Genomic DNA, 19,088 nt, shown 5'->3' with positions numbered 1-19,088 from the left:
GTGTTGATACATTAATACGGTATTTTGTCAATATAATTTAGATGCGTTCCCCCTGACGAACATAGCGATCGCGGTATTCTTGGTTTTGCCGAAAATATGAGTAATCCCTTATCTTTTTTGTATAAGTAATTCGTGGCTATTGAAAAATATTGAAAGTCAAAAGGTTTATAAGCTTCCTTGTTTCCACAAACTAAATCCCCTCCTAACGGGGACTGAAACATAGCCGTATCACGTTCATTATCCCAGTAACAAGGATTTTCCACTAACTAAATCCCCTAACGGACAATACTATTCGGTTAAGGCAAGAGACGCGATGAATCGCCGTCTCTACAATAATTAATCTTTTGTAGAGACGGCGATTTATCGCGTCTTTATGATGATTTATCGCATCTTTAGCGATCTAGAATTTTCATCAAAAAACCTTAAGCCCTGTAATTGATTACAAGGCTAATCTAGTAAAGGTTTTAATTATTTCACTTTTTCAAAACTACATGGAAAGAATTTAAATAACCAGTAATAGTTTTAGCTAGCGTCTTCTGCTGTTTTTTTGTAGTTATTGCCATTACTTGATATAGCCTTCCTTCAGCAACATACATTCTACTTATAGTAATTTTCCCTCCAGAATTGATATACTCAATTTCTTTGCCGGGATGATTATTAGAACTACGAATGTTTCGTTGACTAATTAAATTACTTTTCGTAGTCTTTAAAGCCATATCTCGCGCATTATTAAGCACAGCTTGGGGATCGGCCATTTGACCATAACTATAAGGAAAATCATTGTAAGCAACTATGTATGCTACTTGCTGTTTTGGTGGTTGAGCAACAAATATTTCTAAGGTAATTTCCCCCATATAAGTTTTTTGGTATTCGGTATTTCTGTTGGGGCTTCCCGGCATCAAAATTGTAAAACGCCCATCGGGAGCAGTGTATAATTTCCATTGTGGCGGCGCGGGTTGAGAAACCGTTGGTTTAACAACAGCCTTTGGAGGTTTGGGTTGACGCGCTTCCACAAGAATAGAGCCACCACAGAGAATGGTGGCGGCGATTAGTGGCAACAGACTTTTAACTGTCATAAGTTTTACCTTTTGAGATGCCGATCTCACTGATGATGCCAGCTGTTATAACCTAGCAGCACATAAAGCAGCACCTATTAGGCCAACTTGCGAGTTGAGGATAATATACACAGGAATTTCTTCCAAGAGACGGCGCATCCTACCTTTTTGGGTGAAATTTAATAAGAAATCGCTATTTTGGATTAAAGGCAAGATTCTGGGTGCAATTCCCCCAGCGATGTATAAACCGCCGTAAGGTAGAAGTTTCAGGGCGAGATTGCCGGCTTCTGCACCGTAAGCCTCTATAAATAATTGCAAAGTTCGTTCCGAGAGGCGATCGCTACCTTGCAATGCGGCTGTACCAATGACAGCACCAGCATCAACACTTTTCTCTTCCTGTCCCACTTCTCGTTCCCAAGTTCTCACGGCTTGGGCAATATCTGGTGATTCGGTGGCAAATTGGCGATCGCGCAAAAACTGATAAATTGCGACAATTCCCATTCCAGAAACCACCCGTTCTACAGAAATGCGCTGGATATCATGTCTACCCAACAAGTATTTCAACAGTTGAAACTCGATTTCATTCCGAGGGGCAAAATCCGCGTGTCCACCTTCAGAAGGAAAGACTTGATAGTAATCTCCCTTTTTTATTAAAAATCCTTGTCCTAAGCCAGTACCAGCACCAATAATTCCAATCGGGGCTTCGGGTTGAAAATTGCCAATTTGTAAGGTGTACAAGTCTTGTTTTTGTAAACCTGAAATGCCGTAGCCAACGGCGGCGAAGTCGTTAATCATAGAAATTTGCGGGATACCCAATTCTTGTTGTAGACGTTCGGTATCCAAAAACCAGGCTAAATTAGTCAGTTTTGCAGTATTGTTGACAAGAGGGCCTGCGATCGCAAAACAAGCCTTTTCTGGTGTTCGTGTATTGGCTTTGAGCAAAAACTGCTGCACTATAGGTACTAAATCGGGAAAATCAGCACTGTGGTAATTTTCCTGATAAATAGTATGTAAAGCTTCTGAATCTGATGTTTCAGACAATCGCAGAATAGTTTTCGTCCCGCCGATGTCTCCTGCTAGTAACAAAGTCATAGAATTTATACGTGAATTAATTACTTTTTTTGTAGGATATACCCAACGTACCAGATGCCATGAACCCAAATCTCTATCAAAGGTTTAGGCAAATCGAATAACTTCTTCTATGTGGGTTAAATGGGAAGTATCTCCCGTTAGTTCTAATAACCATTCTGGGTCTTGGCGTACCACTTTCACCAGAGAACATAAAGAAGCTTTAACTTCTGTTTTGGCAATGTCCCCTACTAGCCCCATTGCTCCGCCCAACACAGATGCACCATGCGCCACTAGCAGGATATCCTCTGGGAAGAACTCAGTAGCTAAACATCTAGCAGTTTGTCCAGAACGTTCTCGCACTTTTTCGTGGGTTTCAGGAAATTTGGCGGCGATACGTGAGGTATAGCTGGTGTCAATTCTGGGGAATAACTTTGCTAATGCTCGAGTTGAGAGTCTTTCAGGTTCTTCTGTCATCCAAACTGGATTTAGCCATTCACTCAAACCTGTTTCGAGTTTAATCGGCAAGTTGAGCATTTCTGCAACTGCGTTTGCTGTTTGTACGGTTCGCAGGAAAGGAGAAGCGAAAATATGTCCAATCTTTTCTTTTTTCAATCGTCTAGCTAACTGCTGCGCCTGAAGCATACCATCATCAGATAAGGGTGGATCGTAGCGTCGTTCGGCGGTGAGAAACCAATCGGGGTTTACGAAATCGAGGCGGTTAGCGTGTCTTGCTATCCAGACTATTTGACTCATAAGTTTAATCATTCCGGTGAATAGAATTCGCCGCTAAACAAATATAGATATCTGCAAGGAGGGCTATAAATATTCATATATTATGACAAAATCGTAATAATTATTAATAATACTAACTATCAGGAAAAGTTATATGTGGTTCAGTGTAGTTTTAAACAAGATCCCCGACAACTTTTACGGACACTGCTGGCGATTCAGGGGTATCACCCCTCACACCCACGATTTTATAGGGTTTACGACGCAATATTAATAATGCGATCGCCTTCCAAAAGCCTTGTTTTATCGTTCAATCGAGGGGTCTTACCCCCTATTAGCCAGCAGCATCCTCGAAGAAGTCGGGGATCTAATTTTTCACAAATGATTTAGGATTGCTATATAGGGTTATTTCTTATAAGCTAATCGTATCTTGAAGCGTTAGGCATAATTGTTTCTTGAAAATTTACGCCACTGAGGTTAGCTCCCCGAATGTCGGCTCCTCTAAGGTTAGTTCCTCTGAGATTCGCCCCTGCCAAATTCGCGTCTCTGAGGTTAGTCCAACTTAAGTCAGCTTGACTCAAATCAGCTTCACTTAGGTTAGCCCGCAATAGGTATGCACCACTGAAGTGAGCCTTGGTTAGATTAGCTTTGTATAGGTCAGCTTTGTAAAGATAAGCCCCTAAAACATCTGCTTCGTATAAACTCGCCTCGCTGAGGTCAGCTGCAATTAAGTTAGCTTCAATGAGGTTGGCAAAAGAGAGGTTAGTCCGCATCAACTTCGCTGCGCCTAAATCGGCATCTCTCAAGTTAGCGCCTCTTAAGTCAGTACCAATTAGATTAGCAGATGCGATCGCAGCACCTCTAAGATCCACCTGACTCAAGTCAGCACCAATCAAATTGGCATGACTCAAATCTGCCTGAGTAAGTATAGCGCCACTCAAGTTAGCAACACTGAAGTTAGCCGCACTCAAGTTAGCTTCATTCAAAAAAGCTTTGTAGAGGTTGGCACTACTGAGGTCAGCACCACTGAGGTTTGCTCGCACGAGTAAAGCATTACCCAAATCAACTCTTCTCAAGTTGACCCCTTGGAGGTTTGCACCTCTGAGGTTATCGCCTTGCAGATTCGCAGCGCTGAGGTCTGGTTCAATCTGGGGATTCTTCTTTCTCCACTCAATCCATTTAACTGCACCTGCTTTGAGTAAAGTTAGATGCTCTCGATTTGCCATTTTCTCTCCTTTACTCCTGACGACCACCCAAAGAATTTACCCGACCAGCGACACTTTCAATGGCCGTTAACGCTCCCTGTGCCCCTGCTAGAATATCCTGTTCCTGTCCACCTAAGTAAAGCCGCCCGAAGCTACCGACAGCTTGAACTTCAAGAATGTTAATCCTCGCTGCTTTCTCCGCTTCATTGGCCGCTAGTGCGGCATAAGCAGCAGGTTCAACTTCTAATACATATAACGTTTGACCTGCTAGTAGTAGCTGTCCCCGGCGCGTGCGATTAATTAGTTGTGTTTGATAAGCATCAATGTTGCGGATAATCTGACTAGAAATAACCCGCGGTTTCAGACATTCTTCTCTTCTGACTCCCAGTGCTGCCAAAATAGCTTGACCAGCAGCTCGCGTTTCGCCTTGGGAGCTAGAATGAACTTCTAGTAGTCCATATAGTCGTTCAACTACCTGTACCCCTGGACGGACAGAGGCAGATTTTAGGGCTATATCTGTAATTTTATTAATTTCGATACCAGGAGAGATTTCAATCCACAGTGATGTATCTCCTGGTAATGGTAAGAAGCCTTGGGCTACTGTTCCCATATATGCTGCATGTTGAGGTTGCAGGTTGTCGAGAAATACGAAACTGCGTAATTCTATGCCCAAGATTTTGCTCTCCAGTCGTGAGGGTAAAAGTTATCTAAAAGTTATCTATATACTGCAAGATATAAGCGCCTAACTTGACAATATAGGGTATTAAGGAGGGCAAAATCTGTCTAACGGATTTACACCCGTGTATCAAATGGCAATTATAGAAGTTAATGCCTATTTAGAAGACCATTATCGTCGTGGGATAAAATCTAATTTGATCGGACGACATAATTTTTGTTTAACACAGCTGCTTTGTAAACATCTTGACCCTTTTACATTACCCTAGTTTTACCCCAAATATTTCCCCAACATCTCCCAAAGCAGGGGGCAGGGGGCAGGAGGACTTTGTTTTGGCGCGATCGCCAATATTCAGGAGGAAGGGCGATCGCTATTTTTCTAGTTTATCTATCAGGTACTCGGCAAGTCCCCTTCAGGTAAGACATTATCTATACTGAGTACCCACGGTATACCCTTGTCAATTGGAGAACTCACAGTAATTTTAGCTCTATTGGCAAACTGTTTTAAGCGATCGGCAAATTGGGGAACAGTTTTCATGATATTGCGATGACTTTCCATACTATTACAAATCAAGATCAACGTCAAAACGCCACTATTGATTTGGAAATACCAATGACAACTCGATAACAAAATCCGCGTCATGCGATCGCACGCTAAGAAAAAGCTTTTTTTAGTTGCTTCTTCAAGCTGTCTAAATAGTATTTCACTCAGCTTGATTGTTTGAGGTGAAGGCAAATCATCTGGATGTAAGCATGGTTGGTTCATAAGTTTTTAGCAAGCTTCAAAAGTAACGAAGCTACGGTGAAGATTGGTATTTTTGTTTTTTTGCAGATTGAATATTGCAAAAAAATCAGGTTTACTAGTAGTCTCTCAAGAAATAATTGACGAATAAATTTTCTGTAGAGACGGCGATTTATCGCGTCTCTCCAACCGTCAAAATGGATTTGACAGACCACTAGTACAGCACGGCGGAAATAAGCCACCCATTCAAAATGTCTAAAACCCTTACGTAATGCTAATTACGAATTACGTTAGCGTAGCGGTAGCGAGTATTCGTTCGCTTTTAGCGTCTCGTCATTACGAATTACGTTAGCATAGCGTTAGCGAGTCATCGATAGCGAAGCGGTAGCGAGTCTTCGAGCGTCGCGTCATTACGAATTACGAATTACGCGAAGCGGTACTAGGTTATTGCTCTTGAGTGACAATCCATAACAAGTCTAACCACAACTGTGGATAAGCTTGCTTGAGATTTGAGAGAGGATCGCGCATCAAGTTATTGGCATTAATGCAAACAACTTCAACTAGCCCCAAATATTCTGCTACTTCTTTGAGTAGGTTTTTTTGTTCTACTACACCACTAATTAGTCTGTCAGGGCAATAAATACCAATGTATTTTGCATGACGGATGCATATTTTTCTATTCACTCTTGTTAAGTGAGGATGAGGATTGATTATCTTCACATAACACTGACTTAACAGTTTCCATACCCGTGGATGAGTGTGTTCAATAATTACATTAAATTGTTGGGCTAAGTCTTCTTCAGTAATCATTACTCTCTCCATTACTTTGTTGCCATCTGTTACATACTTTGGTAAGTACCTAATTGATTGTGCAAAAATTTAAACCAGCAATTCTTTGCTGATGCTATGTGCATATTCACTTTAGTCAAATAGGTAATTTTTCGTCAGGGCAAAATTTACCCAAAAAATCGAAATTGGTTGATATGTTTTCTACGTTTGTATTACTCGCCTATCAAGCATCAAAGCTGAAACTAATCTCTAAAACTGTATTAAATAATACTATTTACCAACTTAATTGGTAAAGTTTGATTGCTAGATAAATGCTCTGTTTATTGCTATTTGGGGCTTTTGAGCCAAAGGAGCAAGTAAAAAGTAACCATCCGCAAAAATAATTTGCGCTTCGCAAGCAAATTGGCAATTTCTGTGATAGTCTTTTTATATGGGGAATCGAGACAGCGAAAGTACAAAAAGTCTTCAAAGAGAAATGATATAAACTCAAAGACTACACTTTCGCCTTGGCAGATGCAAGTTAAATCCGCTACGGCTTTTTGAAACTAAGAGATAAAGCCAATGAAGCAGGATAGTGACCTCCGTAATAACTTGAAGTCAATTAGAACTCGCTTAGGCATGAGCCAACAAGATTTGGCTAACATCGCTAATGTGACTCGTCAGACAATTAGTGGTGTAGAGTCGGGACAATATGCTCCCTCAGTAGCCATAACACTTCGCTTGGCCAAAGCGCTTGGCTGTCAAGTAGAGGATCTATTCTGGTTAGAGCGGGATTTACCTGAAATTGAAGCAGTTCTTGCCAAACCCGTTCCTAATGGTCAGCAACTGCGAGTTAGCATGGCTCGTGTCGGAGGACAATGGATAGCTTATCCCTTGATTGGTAAGGATGCTTTTCGCCAAGATATGATTCCGGCTGATGGTGAAAGCACAAGCCTTACAGGTACAAATAAAGTTCGAGTCAGGCTACTAGACGATAATCTCGACACACTTCACAACACCGTTGTGATTGCTGGTTGTGCCCCTGTAATTTCACTATGGGCAAGAGCCACCGAACGCTGGCATCCTCAACTGCGAGTTCAATATAACTTCGCCAATAGCATGGCTGCATTGCACAGTCTATGCAGAGGTGAGGCGCACATCGCGGGGATGCATCTGTACGATCCTGAGACTGGTGAGTATAATACTCCCTTTGTTCGAGATGTTCTGGCTGGGAGGGAAGCAGTTCTGATTACCCTTGGTGTCTGGGAGGAGGGACTTTTGTTAAAGTCAGGGAACCCAATGGGAATTAGAACAGTTACTGACTTAGTTGCTGGGGGAGCGACTATTGTTAACCGCGAAATCGGTTCTGGTAGTCGGATGCTTTTGGAACAAACACTCCAAAAGGAGCAGATACCGTTCGATGCTGTTCAGGGCTTTGACAATATACTCAAAACTCACCAAGATGTTGCTCAAGCTGTGGTCGGAGGAATTGCCGATGCTGGGATGAGTACGGCATCTGTCGCTACCGCCTTTGGGCTGGGATTTATCCCTTTACATCAGTCACGATATGATTTGGTGATTCTCAAAGAATATCTGGAAGAAGCACCAGTACAGCAGTTGCTCAGTACTTTGGGACATCGAATGGTTCACTCACAATTTGAAATTCTCGGCGGTTACGATATCAGCAAAATTGGGGAAGTTGTAGCGACTGTTTAGAGTGGATTGCAATGGTTGGTTGTGTGGTTAAAGGGAAACTTGGCGTAAGTTTAAATTGCTGCTGCAACCACTCTTTAGGTGTGAGCAACCTTCAGGGATTACAACAACTGATGATGCTCAATTCGTAATTCGGATTTCAATTTGAGTTTCCGGCTTGGAATCTGTAGCTTTCTTTTTTCCAATTGGTATTATACCAATTCAATTCATGACTGCAACACATCCTTGGGTAAAGTAAAGACGCGATTCATCGCGTCTCTACAAATGGTCTATTTGTCGCTTTCTTTTTTCCAATTGGTATTGCTAGCGCTAGAGAAATCATTTACAGCAGTTTTCGATCAAACCCGCCACAAAAATAAATCCTAAAACAAAGCCCAGTATTGCTTTTAGTTGTGGCACGTTTGATTGCAATTCGCTGTAAGTGAGCGGATGGTAATACTTGCAATATTCCTTGAGTAATGACTAATGGTCAACGAAAACTGACCAAAACTTGAATATGTTCTTTGTTCGGACTCTTTTTGCTGTAGAACGAGCGCCTCCAACGACGTTCTACATCTGGCCACTGCTGTAATTTTACAGTGCGATCGCCTCATCAACCGACAGACTCACCAAACAAACAATTACAGGATCAATCATCATGTCCGACGGCAAAATTAGACAAATTGCTTTCTACGGTAAAGGCGGTATCGGTAAATCTACTACCTCCCAAAATACCCTCGCTTCTATGGCCGAAAAGGGTCAACGCATCTTGATTGTGGGTTGTGATCCCAAAGCTGACTCTACCCGATTGATTCTGCACTGTAAAGCCCAAACCACCGTATTGCACTTAGCTGCTGAACGGGGCGCTGTGGAAGATATCGAACTCGAAGAAGTGGTAATCACTGGCTTTCGGGATATCAGATGTGTAGAATCAGGTGGACCAGAACCTGGTGTAGGTTGTGCCGGTCGGGGTATCATCACCGCCATCAACTTCCTCGAAGAAAATGGCGCATATCAAGACGTAGATTTCGTATCCTACGACGTATTGGGCGACGTTGTGTGCGGTGGTTTTGCTATGCCAATTCGTGAAGGTAAAGCCCAAGAAATCTACATCGTTACCTCCGGTGAAATGATGGCGATGTTTGCAGCTAACAACATCGCTCGTGGCGTTCTCAAATATGCTCATACTGGTGGTGTACGTTTGGGTGGGCTGATTTGTAACAGCCGTCAAACTGACCGGGAAGATGAACTGATTAGCACCCTGGCAGCCAGATTGAATACCCACATGATTCACTTCGTCCCGCGTGACAATATCGTGCAACACGCCGAACTGCGCCGGATGACAGTGAACGAGTATGCGCCTGACAGCAAACAAGCTAATGAGTACCGCACATTAGCAGACAAGATTATCAACAATACAAATCTTACCGTTCCTACACCCATTGAGATGGATGAGCTAGAAGATTTGTTGATTGAGTTCGGCATCCTTGAAAGTGAAGAAAATGCTGCAAAAATGATTAGCCAAGCAGACGCGGCTAAGAAGCTAGAAGACGTTCAAGGCGAAGCACTAGAAGCAGTGAAAAAAGGAAATGTAGAAATAGTTTCTGGTAGCGAGAAGAAGTAAGGTTCTTGTTTAGACTCCGGTGCTAAATACACACTAAATATTAGGTGGGCTATTCTCGCCCACTTTCTCACCAATCTTTTAAAATGGAGGTAATGGAATAGCTAATCTTAACTCTGTGTGTTTGATATTCACCGTATTAACACCAATCTACCAAGGTGTACACAGCAAAATTAATACTTTAATAGTCTAGTTCGTGTTTGTGTTTTCTCCTTCTCTAACCTAGTTGATGTTTATGTTTTAGGGGATGAAAAACTATCTTTCTCATCTCCTTTTATTCCATACTTTAGATACATAGTTAATAAATTAAAATCATCTTCATTTTTTTGGAATTCAGTTAACACCTAATAACTTCTACCTATTGTCACCAAACAAATGAATCCTACCCCAGAAAAAATCAACGATTCATTCAGTGAGTCAAATTCCAAAGATGCTCCTCAGCAACAGAAATTGCATAAAAAAAAGTCCTCTACACAATTACCCCAACCTGGAACTACTCAAGGGAGTTGCGCTTTTGATAGTGCAATGATTACCCTAGTACCAATCACCGATGCTGCTCATGTAGTCCACGGGCCAAGTGGCTGTGCTGCCAGTATTTGGGGAAGTTACAGCAGTCTTTCTTCTAGTTCGATGCTGTACAAAATACGTTTTACCAGCGATATCGATGAGAACGATATCATTTTCGGTGGAGCGAAAAAGCTGTACAAAGGTATTTTAGAATTAGCAAGACGCTACAAACCGGCGGCAGTATTTGTCTACTCCACTTGCATCACCGCCCTGATTGGGGATGACATCGAGGGAGTTTGCAAAAATGCCACCGAGAAAACAGGAATACCCACTATCCCTGTACATTGCCCTGGCTTTATTGGGAATCAAAATTTGGGCAATCGTGTTGCTGGTGAAGCGTTGCTAGAACACGTTATTGGAACAGCTGAACCAGAGAATAGTACACCTGATGACATCAACTTAATTGGTGAACATAATATCGCAGGTGCAATATGGAATGTTCTACCGTTATTGGAGAAATTAGGTATCAGAGTTTTGGCAAAAATTACAGGCGATGCTATCTACAAAGAAGTTTGCTATGCCCATCGCGCCAAACTTAACGTGTTGCTCTCTTCCAAAGCACTAATTAACATGGCAAAAGGGATGGAGAAAAAATATGGCATTCCCTATATTGAAGAGTCTATTTATGGCATAGAATCAATCAATCAGTGTTTAAGGAATATTGCTGCAAAATTAGGTGGTTCTGATTTGCAGGAACAGACAGAAACGTTAATTGTAGAAGAAACTGCTGCAATAGATGAAAAACTCGCTCTGTATATTACCCGATTGCAAGGTAAGCGTATTATCCTTTCTATTGGAAGTTTCAAGAGTTGGTTGATTATCTTTGCTGCTAAGAAATTGGGCATGGAAGTTATTGCTATTCTTACTAAGAATAATACTGAGGAGGATAAAATTAGAGTCAAAACTTTGCTAGGTCAAGATGGCATAATTCTAGAGCAAAATAGTCCTGAAGAAATTTTACAGATAATTAACGAAAATCAAGCTGATATGTTAATTGCTGATAAACGCTATCAAGACACTTCTCTTACAGCTAGAATTCCATTCCTAGATATTAATCAAGAACGCAACCATCCTTATGCAGGGTATGTAGGAATTTTAGAAGTAGCACGAGAATTGTATGCCGCTTTTTACAATCCTGTATGGGAGCAAGTATACCAGCCAGCCCCGTGGTCAGAGGATGGGGGAGCAGGGGGAGATGAGGGAGAAATTACTTCCTCATCCCCTTTACAGGAGGAAATCTAATGGCGATTATTAGCGTTACGAGTACATCTGTTGCAGTTAATCCTTTGAAGCAAAGCCAAACTGTAGGTGCAGTTTTAGCCTTTTTGGGGTTGAAGGGAATCATGCCTTTATTACACGGTTCTCAAGGCTGTACTGCTTTGACTAAGGCGGTATTAGTACAACATTTCCGTCAGGCGATTCCCCTTTCCAGTACGGCGATGACCGAAGTTGCAACCATTTTGGGTGGTGAGGAAAGAGTTGAACAAGCAATCTTGACTTTGGTGCAGAGATCCAAACCAGAAATTATCGGTCTTTGTAGCACTGGACTGGTGGAAACCAGAGGTGATGATATGGGGCGCTTTGTTAAGGAGATTCGCCACCGTCACCCAGAACTAGATTATTTACCAATTGTGCTTGTCTCTACACCAGATTTCAAAGGTACATTACAGGATGGCTTTGCTGGTGCAGTTGAGAGTATAGTCAGGAAAATTCCTCAAAAAAGCTCCAAGCAAGACGCTTACCGCACACAAATCACTATTTTGGCGAGTTCTGCCTTCACACCAGGGGATGTCCAGGAAATCAAAGAGATTGTCACCTCTTTTGGACTTGTACCTATTGTCGTACCAGACCTTTCTGGCGTACTAGATGGCTCTATAGAAGATTCTTCTAGTGCGATTACAGCTAATGGTACAAATGCAGCACAGTTGCGCTCAATTGGTAGTTCTGTATTCACTTTGGCGCTAGGTGATAGTATGCGCGGTGCAGCACAAATTTTGGAGCAGAGATTCAATATACCTTATGAGATATTTGGTGAACTAACCGGATTAGCAGCAGTAGATAAATTCCTGCAAGCTTTGGCGGATATCAGTGGTGTTAGCGTACCAGAGAAATACCGCCGTCAACGCCGTCAGTTACAACATGTGATGTTGGAAAATCACTTTTACTTTGGTTGCAAGCGAGTTTCTTTGGCGTTGGAACCAGATTTACTTTGGTCAACAGTTGCTTTTTTGCGATCGCTAGGAGTTGAGATTCACTCAGCAGTGACAACAACACGCTTTCCTCTGTTAGAAAAACTTCCGATTCCTAGTGTCACTATCGGCGATTTGGAAGACTTTGAGCAATTGGCGGTTGGATCTGATTTGCTAATTACCAACTCTCATGGTGTGGCGATCGCTCAACGCTTAAAAATTCCTCTCTATCGTCAAGGGATTCCCATTTTTGACCGCTTAGATCATGGTCAGTTCACCAAGGTTGGCTATCGAGGGACTATGCAACTTTTATTTGATATTGGCAATCTGTTTTTAGAGCAGGAAACAAAGGTTAAGCATTAATATTAGTTATTATACCGATGTTTCCTTCAGTAAGACAGACATTTTAAATAATGATGAAAAGGTTTGTAAAGTGGTGTGTTGAGTTTCCTTTTTGGTGGAATATTCGCCAAAGTAGAAAGTATTTTTTGTTTGTCGTTATGCTTACCTTAAGTGCGATCGCTACGGTGATGTTGTCGTTCCCATTGAACGCTCAAATAAATCTACCCTCAACTATCGCATCTGAGTTAAGGGGAGTGTGGTTAACAAATATTGATAGTGATGTCTTATTTGAGCGCGATCGCCTCAAGGGATCTTTGCAACGCCTTGACGAACTCCATTTTAACACCATATATCCGGCGGTTTGGAATTGGGGGTATACATTGTATCCTAGCAAAGTCGCCCAAAAAGTTATCGGGCGATCGCTCGATCCCACACCCGGATTGCAAGGGCGAGATATCCTCAAAGAGATTGTGGATGTGGGACATCAAAAACGGTTAACGGTGATTCCCTGGTTTGAATTTGGCTTCATGGCACCAGCAGATTCTCTATTAGCTAAAAATCGTCCCCAATGGCTCACTAACCGCCGCGATGGGACGCGGATTGTCAAAGATGGGAATGATAATCGCGTTTGGCTAAATCCTTTTCGTCCAGAAGTACAACAGTTTATCCAAGATTTAATCGTTGAAATTGTCAGAAATTATAATATTGATGGGATTCAATTTGATGACCATTTTGGCTTACCATCAGAATTAGGATATGATGCCTATACAGTGGCACTTTACAAAAAAGAACACCGTGGTAAAGCTCCCTCCAAAAACTTTAAAGATCCAGAATGGGTAAGTTGGAGAGCTAACAAAATCACCGAGTTTATGAAACGGGTTTTCAAAACTATTAAAGCTACTAAAAAAGATTGTCTGGTTTCCATTGCTCCTAATCCTCAACGTTTTTCTTATGACTTCTTTTTAGCAGACTGGCAAAAGTGGGAACGGCTGGGAATTGTTGAAGACTTAGTTTTGCAGATATATCGGGATGATTTGAATGTTTTTGTTAGGGAATTAGAGTATCCAGAAGTGAAAGCAGCCAAGAGGCATATTCCTGTGAGTGTGGGTATTTTGGCTGGGTTGAAAAACAAAACTGTATCCATGCAGCAGCTTCAGACACAAGTACAAAAAATCCGCGATCGCAATTTTGCTGGAGTCTCTTTCTTTTTCTATGAATCCCTCTGGAATATAAGCAAAGAAAAGCCTCAAGAACGTCAAACTGGCTTCCAGAAAATTTTCCCCACACCAACAAGTTACCCAAATTTGCTCGCAGGTTGGAAACCGTTCGGTTAATTTTCATAATAAACTGTCGGTGAACAAATCGCTTAATTGCAGTGAAAGTTCACCGACAATCACTTAAGAATCTGTCGTGGGTTTTTCACAAATTCTTTAGGTTTAAGTGAAGATCAACTAAGGGACTTCCAAATAAAAAAATATCCAATTAATTCTTGAAGTTCCCTAACAAGCAGCAAGTTACGAATTACGTTAGCGAGTCCGCGATAGCGAAGCGGTAGCGAGTCATCGATAGCGGAGCGGTAGCGAGTCTTCGAGCGTCGCGTCATTACGAATTACGAATTACGAATTATTTTAACTCGCTTGCTGTCCAAAGCGTCTCTGTAATTCCGCCTCCGCTTCCTCAATAGTCATTGGCATCTGATTTGGAGATTGGGCACGTCTTCTGTCAATATAGATATGGAATGCTTCATCGTCGTTGCGATGCTCCAAAATATAAACTCTTAGCTGCTCTAAAGGCATTTGTTGAAAGTTAGGTTTTGTCATAACCAAAGAATTTCTCCAGTTGGTGTTACCTCAGCTTCGATTGAATTATTCGCCAAGATATAAATATTTCTGGTACGCTCATCTAATCTTACAAGGTCTATTCGTTTATAAACTCTGGTAAGTTGGGCGCACACCCGAATTGCGGATATTGCTTGTTTGGGTGTAAGCTCCATAAACACTATCCTATTCCCAAACGCCCAGCCAAGCCCGGAGTTAGGGGTAGTAGTGTAGTAATCATCAAGAATAAAGCCAAAAGCCCCAAAGCGGCTCTAGCATCATCGGGTTCAGTAACCTCATTCAAACTGGGGCGTTCTTGATCGCGTTGCAAGAAGAAAATGACGATCGCCCAGTACATGGCAATCATATTACCAAGAGACACTACTGCTAGTAAAATTAGAGTTGCGATCGTTGCTCGTCCTGCGGTTTTGCGTCCATAAATCGCTTGAACAATTCGCCCACCATCTAGTTGTCCTGCCGGCATTAAGTTCAAAGCGGTAATTACTAAGCCCAGCCAACCAATCACTACTAAAGGATGAACACTTACCAGGGGCGATTGCAACGCCGAACCAAGGACAACTCGCGCCAAACTTCCCACTAAAATCGACCCTTGGAAAAATTGATTGGGCAATTGAAATAAACTACCTGGACTAGAAAGCAGCAAGCCTGTCACCAGCATTAACAAAGAGACAATACCACCTGCGGCTGGCCCTGCCAAAGCGATATCAAATAATACCTTACGGTTGGGCAATAGAGACTCAAAACGGGTAATTGCACCAAAAGAGCCAATTTGGACTGCGGGTAGAAAGAACGGCCAGCTAAGGCGAATTTGATGACGCTGGGCAAGTAACCAATGACCAATTTCATGAGCTACTAAAATCGAAAATATCCCAGCACCGATGGGCAAAGCTTCTGTGAATCGTCCTGGATTGCCAAAGAAATCAAAATTCAGCAATAAACTCGCAGCTTCTAGATTTGTGGCAATAGTTGCTATTAACAGAATACCTGCAAAAGCTTTTTGCGATCGCAACATCGGCTTGGGATCGTTGCGGCTTGGTAGGACAATTACCACAGGTTTACCGTCTATGTTTTCCACTAAAAACAGACGATAGCGATCGCTAAGGCGTTGTTGTAAACTTGCAGTTAGACGGTTGTGAACCTCTTCTGGTTCTCCCCGCAAATTGCCTTTAAAAATGGCTCCATCTTGGTAGGCGATGGTTTCTGTGGCAAAAAATGTATCGATACCAAAAATACCTTTAATTGCATTCAAGTCATCTTCTGGTATTGGTGGGATCTCCGCTTTCAGTTCCGCGACTGCTAATTGTGGAGAATTTGCTTCAATTAACGAAGCAGCAGCGATTCTTTCGGTTGCGCGTTGCTTGAGGATGGCATCTTGCCCCTCTGTGCGTAACTGTCTGCCCAAAAAGATGTACAAGACGGCGGAAGTCACAACTAATAACAATATACCCGCTATATTGATGTAAATCCCTGCGGCAAACAATCCAAAAAACAGGAGCCAGGGAGTCATCAACACCACCGACTGTAACCAGGCTAAGATTCCCAGCTTACCAAAAGGTCTGGCGCGATAAAAGCCCCAGCCTAAAATGCCTAAAGCTACCAGTAGGATTGCCGCCAGGATAGAAGTTTCTGATAAAGTAAACATCTCCAAACCTTTGCTATTGAAACTGAGCCAGAACAAGTCCGGTATTGCAGATACACTATTAATTTATAACGTCGCCTGTCATCTGCCCAAATTATCCGGTTTAGCGTAGGCTATCCCAACCCAAGTATTCGTGCAAGTCGAACTTGTAATAGTTCTACTTACAGCAGATTTCAGCTTGGCGCAGTAGACAAACTATTGCTAGCCTTAACTAAACCTGACCTATAGCAATCCTAAATGAGTTGTGAAAATCGAGAGACTCAGATCCCCGACAACTTTTACGAAGTCGGGGATATTATTATTCACAAATGATTTAGGACTGGTATGTATATCAATACAGTTCAGTTAAGCAATTTTTTCCTTCTCTTTCTTCTCTCTGCGTCCTCTGCGCCTCTGCGGTTCGTTAAAAAAATGACTTGGATAACAGAGTTTTAGCCTTAACTGAACCGTATTGATATATATTCGTTTTTGACTAAATAACCTCAAGTTTCACAATAGACGATACCTACGATGAGCGACGCTAACGCACTTCATAAAGCGATCGCAATTTGAGGATATCTTGCCATTCTAAATCGGTGAATGGTTGGGTAACTAGTTCTATGCCAAAGTACTGTTTTGCTGTCTCTGTCAATGTATCCACAATCTTGAGAATCCAGCCATCCTCTTGGTGTGTGTTGCAAAGTGAGGTATTCCACGGAGCCGATTGTTCAAAGATTTCCTGAAATAAATCTTTGTCTGTAGACAAAATCATCGAGCCATGTTGAAGAATGGTATCTCTCCCCTTACGTTGAGCGCTACCAATAAATTTACTTCCATCGGCTGTAACCAAGTCAGCTGCTGTTGCTGTGTTGAAGCAACTGGGATTATGAATGTAACCCCGTCCAGCAGAACCATAATTTAACTCAATACCCAAGGTTTGCCAGCCTTGAATCAAAAAGTTACAGATTTTTTCATAAATACCCCAACTTTTTCCAGTACTAGCTGAGGTAATCAGGGCGTAGGTTAAGTCCCCTTGGTGGAGAACCGCTCTACCTCCCGTTGGGCGACGAACTAAATCGAGCGCCTGTCCCTGATAAATCAGATTATGCCATTGGGTAGGCCATTGTTTTTGTAAATGTCCCAAGGAGAGAGTGTATGGACACCAGGTATAAAAACGTAGGGTAGGCGGGTGCTGTCCCTTTTCACATTGGTTGAACAACCAAGCATCGATCGCCATTTGCACTGCTCCCGATGTCTGAATCATTGGGATCAAACGCCAGGTGGATGGGGATTCGATTGTTAGTTGTCTCATCGGTTTGGGAATCTGGAAAGATGATCAAATAATTGATGCGCCATTTCTAATTTAGAACAAGGGGCAATTTCTGCCTGATTTTCCTGACTATCTAAAAATATCGCTTGATTGCGATCGCTCCCAAAACCACTATCAGGTTGATCGATGGGATTGGCAACAATCACATCCAATTTTTTATTATGTAACTTTTCTAAGGCTGGCTTGACAATATCCCCAGTTTGTGCAGCAAAACCAATTAATATTTGATGCGGCTGTTTGAGTTTTGCTAACTGGGCGACTATATCCGGTACTGGTTCTAGGGGTAAAGCTTGGGGGAGCGATCGCTTGGGTAATTTTTCTATACTATAATCTCGTGGCTTGACATCGGCCACAGCCGCCGACATGACTATGATATCAGCCTTGGGTGAACATTCCACCATGACGTGCTGCATTTGCTCGGCACTCACAACAGGAATCGCTTCTACTCCCAATGGTACATCCCAATGGGCTGGGCCATGTACCAGAGTAACCTTTGCGCCTCGGTGAAGTGCGGCTTGCGCTAAAGCTAATCCCATCTTACCTGTGGAAGGATTACCAATAAACCTCACTGGGTCAAGATACTCTCGTGTTCCCCCAGCGCTAATTAACACTCGTTTACCGACTAAATCTCGTTTGCCTTGAGTGTGTAATAACGATAGAATGTGAGCGAATATTTCTGGAGGTTCTGCTAATCTACCAGCACCGATGCGATCGCACGCTAATAAACCTGATGCTGTACTCATTCCATGATATCGGCTATCTGTCAATAGCTGTTGCCAATTTCGCTGCACCGATTGCTGTTCCCACATATCTGTATTCATTGCGGGCGCTAACAGCACGGGACAAGTAGAAGCCAGCACGGTATTTGTGAGTAAATTATCCGCCATTCCGTAGGCTAACTTTGCTAATGTATTTGCTGTCAAAGGGGCAATTACCATCACATCTGCCCATTCACCCAACTCAATATGTAACGGACGGGAGTGATTTGCTTGCCAAAAATCATCATCTGTGTAGGCGGGATGACGAGATAGAGTGGCTAAAGTCAGAGGTGTGATAAATTTTTGCGCCGAACCGGTGAGAATGACTCGGACTTCCACCCCAGTTTTAAACAGCGTCGAAACTAGTTCACAGATTTTGTAGGCGGCGATACCGCCACCTACACCAATGAGAACCCTGTTCAATTTTGGATTAGTCATGGTAAAAGTTAGGAGTGAGTAGTTACAAAAATTAGTACTAAATAGTTATAAATCCTAATTCTTAACTCTTAACTCCTAACTCTCAACTACGCTTCATCATAGGGTTCCAAGTCTAAGAGGTAGATGTAGGGTTCAACTAACTCTGGGCGCTGAAATGCGATCGCTCGCAATAAATGCCAATCATTTAAACCCTCAAAAGCATTGCTATAATTATCCAGTTCCAGACGTGTAGCTAGTTCTTCTACTTCTACTGCACTCATGGCAGCAATTTCTTTTTGGGAAATGCTTAGAGTTGTCATAATACTTGCCCCTCCCTTATGCAGCACTCGCCTTCAGCATGGGTTAAGTTGCGCTGAACGCAACCACCCAATATATATTACTCATTAGATGTCATTAATTTCGTGAAAATTGTCAGAATTTTTACCAGAATTTATAAAAAATTCGTAATGC

18 protein-coding genes are annotated in these 19,088 nt (G+C 42.3%); 5 read left to right on the top strand and 13 right to left on the bottom strand.

Annotated elements, in window-relative coordinates; translation table 11 throughout:
* Window positions 1-473: 473 nt before the first annotated feature.
* From HWQ37_RS02395 to HWQ37_RS02365, 7 genes are all read right to left on the bottom strand, one after another.
* The gene (locus HWQ37_RS02395; protein WP_292743256.1) at window positions 474-1,076 is read right to left on the bottom strand and encodes a hypothetical protein; all 603 of its coding nucleotides are present in this window, start codon (window positions 1,074-1,076) and stop codon (window positions 474-476) included.
* 45 nt (window positions 1,077-1,121) lie between these two features.
* Entirely contained in the window at window positions 1,122-2,147 is a 1,026-nt protein-coding gene (locus tag HWQ37_RS02390) for a glucokinase (protein ID WP_292743254.1), read from the bottom strand.
* Between the two features lie 84 nt (window positions 2,148-2,231).
* Window positions 2,232-2,879 carry a histidine phosphatase family protein gene (locus tag HWQ37_RS02385; protein WP_292743252.1) on the bottom strand — a complete coding sequence of 216 codons (648 nt, stop codon included), beginning with the start codon at window positions 2,877-2,879 and terminating at the stop codon, window positions 2,232-2,234.
* Between the two features lie 395 nt (window positions 2,880-3,274).
* Entirely contained in the window at window positions 3,275-4,081 is an 807-nt protein-coding gene (locus HWQ37_RS02380) for a pentapeptide repeat-containing protein (protein ID WP_292743251.1), read from the bottom strand.
* A gap of 10 nt (window positions 4,082-4,091) precedes the next feature.
* Window positions 4,092-4,733, bottom strand: a complete 642-nt coding sequence (locus tag HWQ37_RS02375; protein ID WP_292743249.1) for a hypothetical protein — start codon at window positions 4,731-4,733, stop codon at window positions 4,092-4,094.
* A gap of 393 nt (window positions 4,734-5,126) precedes the next feature.
* Window positions 5,127-5,501 carry a hypothetical protein gene (locus HWQ37_RS02370; protein WP_292743247.1) on the bottom strand — a complete coding sequence of 125 codons (375 nt, stop codon included), beginning with the start codon at window positions 5,499-5,501 and terminating at the stop codon, window positions 5,127-5,129.
* A 420-nt stretch (window positions 5,502-5,921) separates the two neighbouring features.
* The gene (locus HWQ37_RS02365) at window positions 5,922-6,287 is read right to left on the bottom strand and encodes a hypothetical protein (RefSeq protein ID WP_292743246.1); all 366 of its coding nucleotides are present in this window, start codon (window positions 6,285-6,287) and stop codon (window positions 5,922-5,924) included.
* A gap of 540 nt (window positions 6,288-6,827) precedes the next feature.
* Between HWQ37_RS02365 and HWQ37_RS02360 the strand changes: the two genes are divergently transcribed.
* From HWQ37_RS02360 to HWQ37_RS02340, 5 genes are all read left to right on the top strand, one after another.
* Complete coding sequence (locus HWQ37_RS02360) at window positions 6,828-7,961, top strand: substrate-binding domain-containing protein (protein WP_292743244.1); 1,134 nt, start codon at window positions 6,828-6,830, stop codon at window positions 7,959-7,961.
* Window positions 7,962-8,595: 634 nt separating this feature from the next.
* Complete coding sequence (gene nifH, locus HWQ37_RS02355) at window positions 8,596-9,561, top strand: nitrogenase iron protein (RefSeq protein WP_292743242.1); 966 nt, start codon at window positions 8,596-8,598, stop codon at window positions 9,559-9,561.
* 372 nt (window positions 9,562-9,933) lie between these two features.
* Window positions 9,934-11,367, top strand: coding sequence for a nitrogenase iron-molybdenum cofactor biosynthesis protein NifE (nifE, locus tag HWQ37_RS02350; RefSeq protein ID WP_292743241.1), 1,434 nt, complete (start codon window positions 9,934-9,936; stop codon window positions 11,365-11,367).
* Window positions 11,367-12,677, top strand: a complete 1,311-nt coding sequence (gene nifN / locus HWQ37_RS02345) for a nitrogenase iron-molybdenum cofactor biosynthesis protein NifN (RefSeq protein WP_292743239.1) — start codon at window positions 11,367-11,369, stop codon at window positions 12,675-12,677. The genes nifE and nifN overlap by 1 nt, the downstream gene beginning before the upstream one ends.
* Window positions 12,678-12,730: 53 nt before the next feature.
* Window positions 12,731-13,990 carry a glycoside hydrolase family 10-like protein gene (locus tag HWQ37_RS02340; protein ID WP_292743262.1) on the top strand — a complete coding sequence of 420 codons (1,260 nt, stop codon included), beginning with the start codon at window positions 12,731-12,733 and terminating at the stop codon, window positions 13,988-13,990.
* A gap of 294 nt (window positions 13,991-14,284) precedes the next feature.
* Here the strand turns inward: HWQ37_RS02340 and HWQ37_RS02335 are convergent, their stop codons facing one another.
* From HWQ37_RS02335 to isiD, 6 genes are all read right to left on the bottom strand, one after another.
* Window positions 14,285-14,476: a DUF6887 family protein gene (locus tag HWQ37_RS02335; RefSeq protein WP_292743237.1), complete on the bottom strand. Its 192-nt coding sequence runs from the start codon at window positions 14,474-14,476 to the stop codon at window positions 14,285-14,287.
* Window positions 14,473-14,649: a DUF6888 family protein gene (locus HWQ37_RS02330; protein WP_292743235.1), complete on the bottom strand. Its 177-nt coding sequence runs from the start codon at window positions 14,647-14,649 to the stop codon at window positions 14,473-14,475. Before HWQ37_RS02330 ends, HWQ37_RS02335 begins: the two co-directional genes overlap by 4 nt.
* Before the next feature lie 5 nt (window positions 14,650-14,654).
* The gene (locus tag HWQ37_RS02325) at window positions 14,655-16,136 is read right to left on the bottom strand and encodes a site-2 protease family protein (RefSeq protein ID WP_292743233.1); all 1,482 of its coding nucleotides are present in this window, start codon (window positions 16,134-16,136) and stop codon (window positions 14,655-14,657) included.
* Window positions 16,137-16,653: 517 nt separating this feature from the next.
* On the bottom strand, window positions 16,654-17,424 hold the full coding sequence (locus HWQ37_RS02320) for a lipoate--protein ligase family protein (RefSeq protein WP_292743231.1): 771 nt from the start codon (window positions 17,422-17,424) through the stop codon (window positions 16,654-16,656).
* Window positions 17,421-18,638: a bifunctional phosphopantothenoylcysteine decarboxylase/phosphopantothenate--cysteine ligase CoaBC gene (coaBC, locus tag HWQ37_RS02315; protein WP_292743229.1), complete on the bottom strand. Its 1,218-nt coding sequence runs from the start codon at window positions 18,636-18,638 to the stop codon at window positions 17,421-17,423. The genes HWQ37_RS02320 and coaBC overlap by 4 nt, the downstream gene beginning before the upstream one ends.
* A gap of 86 nt (window positions 18,639-18,724) precedes the next feature.
* The gene (gene isiD, locus HWQ37_RS02310) at window positions 18,725-18,937 is read right to left on the bottom strand and encodes a protein IsiD (protein ID WP_094351471.1); all 213 of its coding nucleotides are present in this window, start codon (window positions 18,935-18,937) and stop codon (window positions 18,725-18,727) included.
* Window positions 18,938-19,088: the final 151 nt, after the last annotated feature.

Source organism: Nostoc sp. NMS4, assembly GCF_017115095.1.
Taxonomy (GTDB): domain Bacteria; phylum Cyanobacteriota; class Cyanobacteriia; order Cyanobacteriales; family Nostocaceae; genus Nostoc.
The sequence above is the reverse complement of the archived record's forward strand: the minus strand, read 5'-3'. Positions and strand labels throughout refer to the sequence as shown.

What these genes read in the sequence shown, in the direction of transcription:
- HWQ37_RS02320 (WP_292743231.1), bottom strand. Translation starts at nt 17,424, where the DNA reads ATGAGACAACTAACAATCGAATCCCCATCCACCTGGCGTTTGATCCCA.
- HWQ37_RS02360 (WP_292743244.1), top strand. Translation starts at nt 6,828, where the DNA reads ATGAAGCAGGATAGTGACCTCCGTAATAACTTGAAGTCAATTAGAACT.
- HWQ37_RS02335 (WP_292743237.1), bottom strand. Translation starts at nt 14,476, where the DNA reads ATGACAAAACCTAACTTTCAACAAATGCCTTTAGAGCAGCTAAGAGTT.
- HWQ37_RS02390 (WP_292743254.1), bottom strand. Translation starts at nt 2,147, where the DNA reads ATGACTTTGTTACTAGCAGGAGACATCGGCGGGACGAAAACTATTCTG.
- HWQ37_RS02370 (WP_292743247.1), bottom strand. Translation starts at nt 5,501, where the DNA reads ATGAACCAACCATGCTTACATCCAGATGATTTGCCTTCACCTCAAACA.
- coaBC (WP_292743229.1), bottom strand. Translation starts at nt 18,638, where the DNA reads ATGACTAATCCAAAATTGAACAGGGTTCTCATTGGTGTAGGTGGCGGT.
- HWQ37_RS02330 (WP_292743235.1), bottom strand. Translation starts at nt 14,649, where the DNA reads ATGGAGCTTACACCCAAACAAGCAATATCCGCAATTCGGGTGTGCGCC.
- HWQ37_RS02340 (WP_292743262.1), top strand. Translation starts at nt 12,731, where the DNA reads ATGAAAAGGTTTGTAAAGTGGTGTGTTGAGTTTCCTTTTTGGTGGAAT.
- nifN (WP_292743239.1), top strand. Translation starts at nt 11,367, where the DNA reads ATGGCGATTATTAGCGTTACGAGTACATCTGTTGCAGTTAATCCTTTG.
- nifH (WP_292743242.1), top strand. Translation starts at nt 8,596, where the DNA reads ATGTCCGACGGCAAAATTAGACAAATTGCTTTCTACGGTAAAGGCGGT.
- HWQ37_RS02395 (WP_292743256.1), bottom strand. Translation starts at nt 1,076, where the DNA reads ATGACAGTTAAAAGTCTGTTGCCACTAATCGCCGCCACCATTCTCTGT.
- HWQ37_RS02325 (WP_292743233.1), bottom strand. Translation starts at nt 16,136, where the DNA reads ATGTTTACTTTATCAGAAACTTCTATCCTGGCGGCAATCCTACTGGTA.
- nifE (WP_292743241.1), top strand. Translation starts at nt 9,934, where the DNA reads ATGAATCCTACCCCAGAAAAAATCAACGATTCATTCAGTGAGTCAAAT.
- HWQ37_RS02385 (WP_292743252.1), bottom strand. Translation starts at nt 2,879, where the DNA reads ATGAGTCAAATAGTCTGGATAGCAAGACACGCTAACCGCCTCGATTTC.
- HWQ37_RS02365 (WP_292743246.1), bottom strand. Translation starts at nt 6,287, where the DNA reads ATGATTACTGAAGAAGACTTAGCCCAACAATTTAATGTAATTATTGAA.
- HWQ37_RS02380 (WP_292743251.1), bottom strand. Translation starts at nt 4,081, where the DNA reads ATGGCAAATCGAGAGCATCTAACTTTACTCAAAGCAGGTGCAGTTAAA.
- isiD (WP_094351471.1), bottom strand. Translation starts at nt 18,937, where the DNA reads ATGACAACTCTAAGCATTTCCCAAAAAGAAATTGCTGCCATGAGTGCA.